This window comes from Streptomyces ruber, from assembly GCF_014648075.1.
Classification (GTDB): Bacteria; Actinomycetota; Actinomycetes; order Streptomycetales; family Streptomycetaceae; genus Streptomyces; species Streptomyces ruber.
This window is the reverse complement of record NZ_BMQK01000009.1, coordinates 125,099-137,127: the sequence shown is the minus strand read 5'-3', so window position 1 is coordinate 137,127 and position 12,029 is coordinate 125,099. Positions and strand designations below refer to the sequence as shown.

At 72.6% G+C, this 12,029-nt stretch carries 8 protein-coding genes and 1 pseudogene; 3 read left to right on the top strand and 6 right to left on the bottom strand.

The window, feature by feature from the left end:
* Nucleotides 1–139 precede the first annotated feature (139 nt).
* Nucleotides 140–633: pseudogene (locus tag IEZ04_RS20355) on the top strand (alkaline phosphatase D family protein); the annotation flags it as partial.
* Between the two features lie 22 nt (nucleotides 634–655).
* Here IEZ04_RS20355 and IEZ04_RS20350 read toward each other — a convergent pair.
* Nucleotides 656–1,225, bottom strand: coding sequence for a dienelactone hydrolase family protein (locus tag IEZ04_RS20350; RefSeq protein ID WP_189218349.1), 570 nt, complete (start codon nucleotides 1,223–1,225; stop codon nucleotides 656–658).
* Between the two features lie 157 nt (nucleotides 1,226–1,382).
* Between IEZ04_RS20350 and IEZ04_RS20345 the strand changes: the two genes are divergently transcribed.
* The gene (locus tag IEZ04_RS20345) at nucleotides 1,383–2,579 is read left to right on the top strand and encodes a mechanosensitive ion channel family protein (RefSeq protein WP_189218348.1); all 1,197 of its coding nucleotides are present in this window, start codon (nucleotides 1,383–1,385) and stop codon (nucleotides 2,577–2,579) included.
* Between the two features lie 442 nt (nucleotides 2,580–3,021).
* On the opposite strand, the gene IEZ04_RS20340 is transcribed toward IEZ04_RS20345, so the two are convergent.
* The 5 genes from IEZ04_RS20340 to IEZ04_RS20320 form a co-directional block, all read right to left on the bottom strand.
* Complete coding sequence (locus IEZ04_RS20340) at nucleotides 3,022–4,614, bottom strand: Na+/H+ antiporter (RefSeq protein WP_189218347.1); 1,593 nt, start codon at nucleotides 4,612–4,614, stop codon at nucleotides 3,022–3,024.
* 223 nt (nucleotides 4,615–4,837) lie between these two features.
* Nucleotides 4,838–5,311 (bottom strand): GNAT family N-acetyltransferase, encoded by a 474-nt coding sequence (locus tag IEZ04_RS20335; protein ID WP_189218346.1) that lies wholly within the window; start codon nucleotides 5,309–5,311, stop codon nucleotides 4,838–4,840.
* Complete coding sequence (locus IEZ04_RS20330) at nucleotides 5,308–6,252, bottom strand: RluA family pseudouridine synthase (RefSeq protein WP_189218345.1); 945 nt, start codon at nucleotides 6,250–6,252, stop codon at nucleotides 5,308–5,310. Before IEZ04_RS20330 ends, IEZ04_RS20335 begins: the two co-directional genes overlap by 4 nt.
* A 67-nt stretch (nucleotides 6,253–6,319) precedes the next feature.
* On the bottom strand, nucleotides 6,320–7,036 hold the full coding sequence (lspA, locus tag IEZ04_RS20325) for a signal peptidase II (protein ID WP_189218344.1): 717 nt from the start codon (nucleotides 7,034–7,036) through the stop codon (nucleotides 6,320–6,322).
* 77 nt (nucleotides 7,037–7,113) lie between these two features.
* Nucleotides 7,114–8,034 carry a TraR/DksA family transcriptional regulator gene (locus IEZ04_RS20320; protein ID WP_189218343.1) on the bottom strand — a complete coding sequence of 307 codons (921 nt, stop codon included), beginning with the start codon at nucleotides 8,032–8,034 and terminating at the stop codon, nucleotides 7,114–7,116.
* 675 nt (nucleotides 8,035–8,709) lie between these two features.
* On the opposite strand from IEZ04_RS20320, the gene ileS reads away from it, so the two are divergent.
* A complete protein-coding gene (gene ileS / locus IEZ04_RS20315) occupies nucleotides 8,710–11,859 on the top strand; it encodes an isoleucine--tRNA ligase (RefSeq protein WP_189218342.1) in 3,150 nt (1,049 codons plus the stop codon).
* Nucleotides 11,860–12,029 lie beyond the last annotated feature (170 nt).

The window sequence follows — 12,029 nt, the reverse complement described above, 5'->3', positions numbered from 1 at the left end:
TCCTCCCCGCGCCGCGCCGCGCCGCCGTACGGTCGTCAAGGCGGCCGTGGCCGGAGCCGTCCTCGCGGCCCCGCCGGCCGCCGCGGTCCCGGCACAGGCCGCACCCGCCCACGCACCCGCCTTCCTGCACGGCGTCGCCTCCACCTACCGCCGGCCGCGCTTCGGGAAGCCGGCCGGCCTCTCCCTGCTCGACCTGCGTCGTTCCGCTCCCAGCAGGTGCCGGCCGGCGACGACCCCGACCGTACGGTGACGGGGCGGGCCCAGCTGGACCGGCTGAAGGCGGGCCCGTCGTCCGCGGACACGACCTGGCGGCTGGTCGGCAACCCGGTGATGATCCCGCCCTCTTCCCCCGCCGGTGGGACGACTACACCGACGACCGCCGCGAGATCCTCGTACGGCACCGTCACGGCCGCGGCCGCCGCGCTGATCCGCGCCACCAACCGGCACGTCCAGCGGGTCGGCACCGACCGGCACGGCTACGGCGTCCTGGACGTCACCGCCGAGCGCGCGCAGATGGCCCACTACGTGCTCTCCGACCGCACGCGGGCCGGCGCGACCTCGTCCCGGGCGCGCCCGTACCGTACGCGCAGCGGCACGCGGAAGGTGGAGCGGGTGTACGACCCGGTGGGCTGACCGGATCCTGTCCCACGGACTGTCACAGACTGCCGAGGAAGCCGAGCGCCACCTTCCAGGTGGCCTCGGCCGCCTCCTCGTCGTAGTCCGGCAGCTCCGGGTCGGTGTAGAGGTGCCCGGCGCCGCGGTAGCGGTGGACCTCCACGTCCGCGCCCGTCCGCCGCATCCGCAGGTACCACGCGCTCAGCCAGTCGTCCGGCTCGAACGGATCGGGCTCGGCGACGTGCAGCTGGACGGGCAGCTCGTCCACCGAGGCGTTCTCCGCGATGTCGGACGTGCCGTGCAGGAGCAGCAGCCCGCGGGCCTTGTCGTCGCCGAGCGCCAGCGTCTGCGCGACGGCCGCGCCGAGCGAGAACCCGGCATAGACCAGGCCCCGCTCCGAGTAGGGGGCCGCGGCCAGCACCGCCCGCCTGAGCAGCTCGTCCTTGCCGATGCCGTCGTTGAAGGCCTTGGCCTCCTCCATGTCATCGAAGGTGTGGCCCTCGAACAGGTCGGGCGTCCACACCTCGTGTCCCGCCGCGCGCAGCCGGTCGGCGGCGGTCCGCACGGCCGGGCGGGGGCCGTAGACCGAGTGGAAGAGCATGATGTTCATGGAGCCATGGTGCCAGCAGGCACCGGCATCCCGGCCGACGCCCGGACCTGATACCCGGACCTGACACCCGGACCCGACGCCCGGACCTGGCGCCTGTACCCACGTTCTCGCCGAGAACACAGGTTCATGACCGCCTGTGCCGGTTACGTTCGATGGCATGGAGAACGTACTGCGCCCACTGGTGGTGGTGGGCGGCGCGGTGCTGCTCACCCTGCTCATAGGGTGGGTCACCGACCGCCTGCTGCGCAAAGCGGACGAACGGCATCACGAGACCCCGCTGTGGGGTCTGCTGCGCCGCGCCCGCATCCCCTACCAGCTCGTCCTGTGCGTGGGCCTGCTCAGAGGCGCGTACGACCAGGTGATCAGGGACCCGAGGATCGAGGCCGCCGTCGGCCGGATCCTGACGCTGGTGCTGATCGGGTCCGTCGCCTGGCTGATGATCCGGATCGCGGCCGCGGTGGTCGAGACGTCCTACAGCCACTACGCGCGGGCCCACCGCGACCCCGCGCGGGTCCGCCGGGTGCGCACCCAGGTCTCGCTGATCATGCGGGTCGTCTCCGCGATCGTCGGCGTGGTGGCGGTGGCGGCCATGCTGCTGACGTTCCCCGCGATGCGCGCGGCCGGCGCCTCGCTGCTCGCCTCGGCGGGCATCATCGGCATCGTCGCCGGTGTGGCCGCGCAGTCGACGCTCGGCAACATGTTCGCCGGGTTCCAGATCGCCTTCGGCGACATGGTGCGCATCGGCGACACCGTGGTGGTGGACGGCGAGTGGGGCACGGTCGAGGAGGTCACGCTGACGTTCCTGACGGTGCGGACCTGGGACGAGCGCCGGCTCACCATGCCCGTCTCGTACTTCGTGTCCAAGCCCTTCGAGAACTGGTCGCGCGGCACCCCGCAGATGACCGGCATCGTCTTCTGGCACCTCGACCACTCGGCCCCCCTGGACGCGATGCGCGACAAGCTCCGCGACATCCTGCGCGCGTGTCCGGCCTGGGACGGCCGCGCCTACAACCTGGTCGTCACGGACACCACACCGAGCACCATGGAGGTGCGGGCCCTGATGACCGCGAAGGACGCGGACGACGTCTGGACGGTGCGGGTGGAGGTCCGCGAGCAGATGATCCGCTGGCTGGCCGACGAGCACCCGTACGCCCTGCCCCGCGTCAGCACGGCCGAGGCGGAGCTGCCGCCGGCGCGCTCGCCCGTCCGGCTCGACGGCAGGACCACCGGCCAGGACGGCCGGAACGGCGACGGCCCCGTCCGCTCCTACGGCCACGGGCGCGGCGCCGCCGCCCGCACCGCGTCCCGCGACCGCGCGTACGACTCCCCGCACGCGGGACCGGGCCGGAGCTGATGGAGCTCAGGCGAGAGCCGCGCGGGGGCCGCGCTGACCTGCCCCGGCCTCCCGCGCGGACCGCCCGCAGCGGGACGCTCGCCCCCGTTCCACGGCCGCGGACGTGACCCTCGCGGGCCGACCGCCCCACCGACACGCGCATAGCACCACGGACGGGACCGACGCCCCGCCGTGCCCCGGACGGGCACGACAGGCCGGCCGCACAGCACCGCGCATACGGACGCACCACGCCGCGGCAGGCACCGGGACCCCGAACGGGCCGACGGCCGCCCGCGCACGGCACCACAGGCACACGGCCACCCGCCGCCCCGGCGGACAGGCACGACACGTATCGCCCCCACACCCCCGCGCACGCGCGACGCACCGCGTCGCAGCGGTCAGCGCTGCCGGGCACCCGCCGTAGGGGCGGGGCCGGACCGCCGGGACCGGCCCGAGAGTTCCGTCAGCGCAGACTCCGTACATCCAGGTGCCGCAGCACCCGGTCCACGATCTCGGGGTCCGAGCCCGGTTCGCTGCGGGCCGACAGCACCTCGTGGCGGGCCGCGCTCAGCATCTCGCCCCGGATGCGCCGTGCCTTCTTCATCCGGCGGTCCCGCTCCTCGTGTCCCTCCTTGCGCACGTCCTGCCCGATGTCCGGACTGATCCGCGCGCCGATGTCGTAGGCCCGCTGGAGCAGTTTCTCGGAGAGCTCCTCGGGCAGGTCCTCCGCCGACCTCAGCTCCGCGAGCCGCCGTTTCGCGGCCCGGGCGGCCCGGATCGCGAGCTGCTTCTCGAACTCCTTCTCGGCCTCGGTGTCGGCCCGTACCCCCAGCCGCCCGACCAGCCACGGCAGTGTGAGCCCCTGGATCAGCAGCGTTCCCATGACGACCCCGAAGGCGATGAAGATCATCTCCTCCCGGCCCGGGAACGGCTCCCCGTTCTCCAGCTCCAGCGGAATCGCCAGCACCAGCGCCGCGGAGGCCACCCCCCGCATCCCGGACCACCACATCACCACGGTCTCCCGCCAGGTCAGCGGGATGTCCTCGTCGTGGTCCTCGTCCAGCCGGGCGTGCAGCCACCGGGTGAGCCAGGTCGCCGGCAGCAGCCACAGCAGCCGTACGAGGACGACGACGGCCAGGATCGCCAGGGCCCAGCCGGTCATCTCCTCCCACCGCCCCGACGCCGTCCTGATCGCGTTGTGCAGCTCCAGGCCGATCAGCCCGAACGCGACCCCGGTCACCAGCGTGTCCACCACGTCCCAGAACGTGTGCCCGGCGAGCCGGGTCATGACGTCGTCCGCGTCGGTGGCGTACTCGGAGAGGAACAGCGCCGTGGTGAGCACCGCGAGCACCCCGGACCCGTGCAGCTCCTCGGCCAGCACGTAGGAGACGTACGGCACGAGCAGGGTGAGCCCGACCTGGAGGGTGGCGTCGCCGAGGATGTTCAGCAGCCTGTTCGCGGCCCAGCCCAGGGCCAGGCCGAGGGCGACCGCGACGACGGCCGACAGCACCAGCTCGAGACCGGCCTCCGAGAGGGAGAACGTCCCGCTGACGGCGGCCGCGATCGCGACGTGGTACAGCACGATGGCCGTCACGTCGTTGAACAGCCCCTCGCCCTCCAGGATCGACACCAGCCGCCGCGGCAGCCCCAGCTTCGCCGCCACGGCCGTGGCGGCCACCGGGTCGGGCGGCGCGACGAGCGCGCCGAGCGCCACGGCGGCGGCGATCGGCAGCCACGGCACGATCGCGTGGGCGACGGCGGCCACGGCCGCCGTCGTCACGAAGACCAGCGCCACCGCCAGCAGGAAGATCGGCCGTTTGTTGGCCGCGAACTGCCGCCACGAGGTGCGGCGCACCGCCGCGTACAGCAGGGGCGGCAGCAGCGCGGGCAGGATGAGGTCGGGGGTGATGTCGACGTTGGGGACGAAGTCCGGCAGGGCGAGAACGATTCCGAGGATCGTCATCAGCACCGGCGCGGGCAGCCCCCACCGCTCTCCCAGCGGGACGCTCACCAGGGCCCCGAGCAGCAGGGCGAACAGCAGGGCCAACTGATCCACGGTCGTGCTCCGCAGGTCTAGACGATCAAGGACACCCCGAAGCCAGGGTGTCACGCGTCACCCCGTACGGCCCGGTCGTGCCCTCCGTGTGCCGCACACTCCGGCACCAACGGGGACCATCCTGCGGACCGCACTGCCCCGCATGCCCCGGTGAGCCCGCCTCACACCCGGCGTGTCCGGCCCCGCACCCGTTTCACCTGCGGGCCCGGCGGCCCGCAGGACCTCACAGGGAGCGCCGCATCGCCCGGTGCGGTATCCCGGCGTCGGGGAACTCCGGCCCGTACGCCACGTAGCCCAGCCGCTCGTAGAAACCCATCGCGTGCGTCTGCGCGTGCAGGTCGACCGCGGCCAGCCCCCGGGCCCGCGCCGCCTCCTCGACGGCCCGCACCAGAGCCGCGCCGACGCCCAGCCCGCGCGCCTCCCTGGTCACGGCGAGCCGCCCGAGCGACCCCACGGTCGCGTCGCCGCCCGTCTTCCCCGCGGCCGCCGCGCCGGACAGCAGCCGCCCGGCACCGAGGGGCGTCCCGTCGTCGCGGACGGCCAGTACGTGGACCGTGTCGGCGTCGGTGTCGTACGCGTCGTACTCCAGGTCCTCCGGGACGCCCTGCTCGGCGACGAAGACCTCCTTGCGCACCGCGAAGCACGCCTCGCGGTCGGCGATGTCCTCGGCCACACGCACCAGATAGGGGGTGCTCATCCGTACGTCTCCTCCCGCACCTGGTTCAGGGCCTTGCGCAGGTCCTCGGGGTAGTCGCTCCCGAACTCGACCCACCGCCCGTCCCCGGGGTGCTCGAAGCCGAGCCGCACGGCGTGCAGCCACTGGCGGGTGAGGCCGAGCCGCTTGGCGAGCGTGGGGTCCGCGCCGTACGTCAGGTCGCCCACGCACGGGTGCCGGTGGGCCGACATGTGGACGCGGATCTGGTGGGTGCGCCCGGTCTCCAGCTTCACGTCGAGCAGCGAGGCCGCGCGGAACGCCTCGATGAGGTCGTAGTGCGTGACGGACGGTTTGCCGTCGGCCGTGACCGCCCACTTGTAGTCGTGGTTCGGGTGCCGGCCGATGGGCGCGTCGATCGTGCCGCTCGTGGGGTCGGGGTGGCCCTGGACCAGTGTGTGGTAGCGCTTGTCGACCGTGCGCTCCTTGAACTGGCGCTTGAGGGACGTGTACGCGCGCTCCGACTTGGCCACGGCCATCAGCCCCGACGTGCCCACGTCGAGCCGGTGCACGATGCCCTGGCGCTCGGCGGCGCCCGAGGTGGAGATCCGGTAGCCCGCCGCGGCCAGCCCGCCGATCACGGTCGGTCCGGTCCAGCCGGGGCTCGGGTGGGCGGCCACGCCGACCGGCTTCATGATCACGACCACGTCGTCGTCGTCGTGCACGATCTCCATGCCTTCGACCGGCTCGGCGACGACCTGCACGGGCGCGGGCGCCTGCGGCATCTCGACCTCGAGCCAGGCCCCGCCGCTCACCCGCTCGGACTTGCCGACCACCGTGCCGTCGACCTGCACCTTGCCTGCCGCGGCCAGCTCCGCCGCCTTGGTGCGGGAGAACCCGAACATGCGGGAGATGGCGGCGTCGACGCGCTCGCCCTCCAGGCCGTCGGGCACGGGCAGGGTACGGATCTCGGGAGTTACGCTCACCCGTCGAGTATGCAGGACGGGTACGACAACGCCGTACGCGCGCCCCTGAGCAGGGCCTACGTCCGCTTCAGTCCTTGTGGACGGTGCCGTCCGGGTCGAGCCCGCGGAAGGACAGGAGCACGATGAGGACGCCTCCGCAGACGATCGCGGAGTCGGCGAGGTTGAATACCGCGAAGCCCTTGGGCGCGATGAAGTCCACCACCGCGCCCTGGAAGACGCCGGGCGCGCGGAAGATCCGGTCCGTCAGGTTGCCCAGCGCGCCGCCGAGCAGCAGCCCGAGCGCGACGGCCCAGGGCAGGCTGTACAGCTTGCGCGCGAGGCGGATGATCACCACGATCACGGACGCCGCGATCACCGTGAAGATGACGGTGAAGGCCTCGCCGAAGCCGAAGGCCGCGCCCGCGTTGCGGATCGCCACGAACCGCAGCCACTCCCCGACGATCTCGATCGGCGCGTGGTGCTCCAGCTTCGCGACCACGATCATCTTGCTGACCAGGTCCAGGGCGTACGCCAGTGCGGCGACCGCGAACAGCACGGCGATCCGCCGCTTGCCGCGGGGCCGCTCGGTCCCGTTCTCCGTGTCCGTACCGCCGTCCACGTCGGGCACCACTCCCGGAACCTGCGCCTGCGCGGACGCGGGCGCCTCACCCGCGTCCGCGGCCGGGGAGCCGTCGGAGCCGGTCGACCGCTCGCCGGCGGCCGGCCGTCCCCCGGACCGCTCCGCCCCGGCTCCCGCCGCGCCGGGGGTGTCCGGCGTACCGATGATGCGCTCCGCCTCTGCCACGTGAGTCCTTCGACTAGGTGCCTGACTGAGGACGAGAGTACGTCACGGTTCCCGCCGGGCACGTGCTCAGGAGGACTTCAGTAGCGGCGTTCCTGCTTCTGCTTGCACTCGACGCACAGGGTGGCCCGCGGGAAGGCCTGCATGCGCGCCTTCCCGATCGGTTCGCCGCAGTTCTCGCAGAGCCCGTAGGTGCCCGCGTCCAGCCGCTCCAGGGCCCGCTCGGTCTGTTCGAGCATCTCGCGCGAGTTCTGTGCCAGCGACATCTCGTGCTCGCGGGTGATGTTCTTGGCGCCGGTGTCGGCCTGGTCGTCGCCCGCGCCGTCGCCCGAGTCGCGCATCAGGCCCGCGAGGGCCCGTTCGGACGCGTCGAGCTCGGACCGCAGGCGCATCGCCTCGGACTGGAGTTCCGTGCGCGCCTCGACGACCTCCTCCGGGGTCCAGGGGTCCTCGCCGGGACGCACCGCGAGCTCGTCGGGTGCCGCCGCGCCGGCCCGTGCCTTGGGGACTGCCGTGGACTCGTTCGCCGCCGTGGCCGTACCGGGGCTCTTCTTCGCAACCACTGTGGTGGCTCCCGTCGTCTCCGCGGCCTGCGCCGCACCCGCCTTCTTGGCCGTGCTCTTCCGGTCCGCGCCCGCCGCCGGGGAGACCGTCCCGCCGGTGCCCTTCCGGGCGGCTCCCCTCCTGACGGCGGGTTTCCCCGCGGCGGTCTTCCGTGCCGCCGCGTTCCCACCGGCCGCCTCCTCGGCCGCCGGTCTTCCGGAGCCCTCCTCCCCGGCCGCCCTCCCCGAGGAGGCGCCGCGCGGAACCGTGCCCTTCGCGACCGGCCCCTTCCCGCCGCCGGCCTTCCGCGCACCCCCACCGGAGGTGCCGCCCCGCATGGCCGTCCCGGGCCTCCTCCCGGTGCTCGCCGCGCCTTCGTCCGCGGCCCCGCCGGAGGCTCCCGCGGCCGTGGAACCGCTCGACGCCGGCTGCTGTCCGGCGGTCTTCCTCGCCACCATGGCCGCGACCCCTTCACATATTGTGATCTTGTTCGCGAATCGTGCTGGGACGATAAATCGACTTGAGTGCCACGGCAACGGGGCGCACCGCCCCGATCCGCCCGCCCCCTCGAATGCGCCCGCGTGGTCCGTCGGCGTTGTGCCCAGCTTCCCGCCGGGTAATCCGCCGCACCGGGCGTCCCGGCATCCGGGCCGCGGCCGCCGGTCCATTCGGGTCACACGGCGGTGCACCCGGGAGACCGCGGCGGACGGCGCCGGCGGGTGCGCCCGCGGTCCGTCCGGACGCGGCCCGCCCGGGCGGCGCAAAACCGGTCGGCCGCTGCCCCCGGGGCGCCGTACACTGGGCGGAGCGAGAAGCGTGGATGGGGACGAGTAGCGCCGTGAGCGGCCATGAGCGACCCGGGGACGGTGGAAGCCCGGGGGCGAGCGCGACGTGAAGATCACCCCGGAGCCGCCGGAAGAAAGCCGGAGCGGGCCGAGCACGGGATGCCGGGCCGCCGCTCGGGTGAGTAGAACCGGTTTCGCGACCTCAATGAGGGGGCTCGTCGGTGTGTACGACGCACCGGGGAGCCAAGGAGGGTGGTACCGCGGGAGCGCGCCGGTCACGGCGCAGGCAGCAAGCAGGCTCTCGTCCCTCCGACGGAAGGCAGAAAGTCCGTTGGAGGAAGCCCGCCGATGACAGCGCCGACGTACCGCCAGGTACCCGCCCAGGTCGACCTGCCCGCCCTCGAGCACGCCGTGCTCGACTTCTGGCGCGAGCAGAAGATCTTCGCCAAGAGCCTCGAGCAGTCCGAGGGACGCCCCGAATGGGTGTTCTACGAGGGCCCGCCCACGGCCAACGGCATGCCCGGTGCCCACCACATCGAGGCCCGCGTCTTCAAGGACGTCTTCCCCCGCTTCCGCACCATGCGCGGCTACCACGTGGCCCGCAAGGCCGGCTGGGACTGCCACGGCCTCCCCGTCGAGCTGGCGGTCGAGAAGGAGCTCGGCTTCTCCGGCAAGCAGGACATCGAGCGGTACGGCATCGCCGAGTTCAACGCGAAGTGCCGCGAGTCCGTGACCCGCCACACCGACGCCTTCACCGAGCTCACGACCCGCATGGGTTACTGGGTCGACCTGGACGACGCCTACCGGACGATGGACCCCGAGTACGTGGAGTCCGTCTGGTGGTCGCTCAAGGAGATCTTCAACAAGGGACTGCTCGTCCAGGACCACCGCGTCGCCCCCTGGTGCCCGCGCTGCGGCACCGGCCTGTCCGACCACGAGCTGGCGCAGGGGTACGAGACCGTCGTCGACCCCTCGGTGTACGTCCGTTTCCCGCTCACCTCCGGTCCGCTCGCGGGCGAGGCCGCGCTCCTGGTGTGGACGACGACCCCGTGGACCCTGGTGTCCAACACCGCGGTCGCCGCGCACCCCGACGTCACCTACGTCGTCGCCACGGACGGCACGGAGAAGCTGGTCGTCGCCGAGCCGCTCGTGGCGAAGGCCCTCGGCGAGGGCTGGGAGCCCACCGGTCAGCGGTTCACCGGTGCCGAGATGGAGCGCTGGACGTATCAACGTCCGTTCGAGCTCGTGGAGTTCCCGGAGCCCGCCCACTACGTGGTGAACGCCGAGTACGTCACCACCGAGGACGGCACGGGTCTGGTCCACCAGTCCCCGGCCTTCGGTGAGGACGACCTCAAGGTCTGCCGCGCCTACGGCCTGCCCCTGGTGAACCCGGTCCGCCAGGACGGCACCTTCGCCGAGGACGTGCCCCTGGTCGGCGGCGTCTTCTTCAAGAAGGCGGACGAGAAGCTCACCGAGGACCTCGCGGACCGCGGCCTGCTCTTCAAGCACCTCCCGTACGAGCACAGCTACCCGCACTGCTGGCGCTGCCACACGGCCCTCCTGTACTACGCGCAGCCGTCCTGGTACATCCGCACCACGGCCGTCAAGGACCGTCTCCTCCAGGAGAACGAGAAGACCAACTGGTTCCCGGACTCGGTCAAGCACGGCCGCTTCGGCGACTGGCTGAACAACAACATCGACTGGGCCCTGTCCCGCAACCGCTACTGGGGCACCCCGCTGCCCGTCTGGCGCTGCGCGGAGGACCACCTCACCGTCATCGGCTCCCGCGCGGAGCTCACCGAGCTGACCGGCACCGACCAGTCGGGCCTCGACCCGCACCGCCCGTACATCGACGAGGTCACCTTCGCGTGCCCCGAGGACGGCTGCGGGCGGACGGCCACGCGCGTGCCGGAAGTGATCGACGCCTGGTACGACTCGGGCTCGATGCCGTTCGCGCAGTGGGGCTATCCGTACAAGAACAAGGAGCTCTTCGAGTCGCGCTACCCGGCGCAGTTCATCTCGGAGGCCATCGACCAGACCCGTGGCTGGTTCTACACGCTGATGGCGATCGGCACGCTCGTCTTCGACAAGTCGAGTTACGAGAACGTCGTCTGCCTCGGCCACATCCTCGCCGAGGACGGCCGCAAGATGTCCAAGCACCTGGGCAACATCCTGCAGCCGATCCCGCTCATGGACCAGCACGGCGCGGACGCGGTGCGCTGGTTCATGGCGGCCGGCGGCTCCCCCTGGGCGGCCCGCCGCGTCGGCCACGGCACGATCCAGGAGGTCGTCCGCAAGACGCTGCTGACCTACTGGAACACGGTCGCCTTCCAGGCCCTGTACGCGCGCACGTCCGGCTGGGCGCCCACCGAGGCGGACCCGGCCCCGGCCGACCGACCGCTGCTGGACCGCTGGCTGCTGTCCGAGCTGCACGCGCTCACCGACCAGGTCACGCAGGCCCTGGAGGCGTACGACACCCAGCGCGCCGGCAAGCTGCTGTCGGCGTTCGTCGACGACCTGTCCAACTGGTACGTGCGCCGCTCCCGCCGTCGCTTCTGGCAGGGCGACAAGGCCGCGCTGCGCACCCTGCACGAGGTCGTCACGACGGTCACCCAGCTGATGGCCCCGCTGACCCCGTTCATCACCGAGCGGGTCTGGCAGGACCTGATCGTGCCGGTCACCCCGGACGCGCCCGAGTCGGTGCACCTGTCCTCCTGGCCGGAGGCGGACCTCACCGCCGTCGACCCGGAGCTGTCGAAGCAGATGGTGCTGGTGCGCCGGCTGGTGGAGCTGGGCCGGGCCACGCGCGCGGAGTCCGGGGTCAAGACGCGTCAGCCGCTCTCGCGGGCGCTGATCGCGGCCACCGGCTTCGAGGCGCTCGACCCCGAGCTGCACACGCAGATCACGGAAGAGCTGAACGTCAGCTCGCTGGCGTCGCTGAGCGAGGTCGGCGGTTCGCTCGTCGACACCACGGCCAAGGCGAACTTCCGCGCGCTGGGCAAGCGGTTCGGCAAGCGCGTCCAGGACGTGGCCAAGGCCGTCTCGAACGCCGACGCGGCCGCGCTGTCCCTGGCCCTGCGCGAGGGCACGGCCTCGGTCGAGGTCGACGGCGAGACCATCACCCTCGCCCCGGACGAGGTGATCATCACGGAGACCCCGCGCGAGGGCTGGTCCGTGGCGTCCGACTCGGGCGCGACGGTCGCCCTGGACCTGGAGATCACCGAGGAGCTGCGCCGCGCGGGCCTCGCCCGGGACGCGATCCGGCTCATCCAGGAGGCCCGCAAGAACAGCGGCCTGGACGTGGCCGACCGGATCGCGCTGCGCTGGACCGCCACCGACCCGGCGGTGCTCGCCGCGCTGAGCGAGCACGCGGAACTCATCGCCGACGAGGTCCTCGCCACGGACTTCGCACAGGGCGAGGCGGACGGGACGTACGGGGAGCCGTTCACGGACGAGTCCCTGTCCCTGACCTTCCGGCTGCGCAAGGCGCTCCCGTAGGACGATCCGATTCCGGTGGTCACCGTACGCACGGGCGTGCGGTGACCACCGGCCGTCAGCAGCCGGTCGCGCGGTTCCCCGTTCTCTTTCGGGGCACCCGGCGCGATGCGAGGGCCCGGTCCCCCGAAAAGGGGACCGGGCCCTCGCATCGCCCGGCCGGTCCGCCGCTC

What these genes read in the sequence shown, in the direction of transcription:
- IEZ04_RS20350 (WP_189218349.1), bottom strand. Translation starts at nt 1,225, where the DNA reads ATGAACATCATGCTCTTCCACTCGGTCTACGGCCCCCGCCCGGCCGTG.
- IEZ04_RS20345 (WP_189218348.1), top strand. Translation starts at nt 1,383, where the DNA reads ATGGAGAACGTACTGCGCCCACTGGTGGTGGTGGGCGGCGCGGTGCTG.
- IEZ04_RS20335 (WP_189218346.1), bottom strand. Translation starts at nt 5,311, where the DNA reads ATGAGCACCCCCTATCTGGTGCGTGTGGCCGAGGACATCGCCGACCGC.
- IEZ04_RS20320 (WP_189218343.1), bottom strand. Translation starts at nt 8,034, where the DNA reads ATGGTGGCGAGGAAGACCGCCGGACAGCAGCCGGCGTCGAGCGGTTCC.
- ileS (WP_189218342.1), top strand. Translation starts at nt 8,710, where the DNA reads ATGACAGCGCCGACGTACCGCCAGGTACCCGCCCAGGTCGACCTGCCC.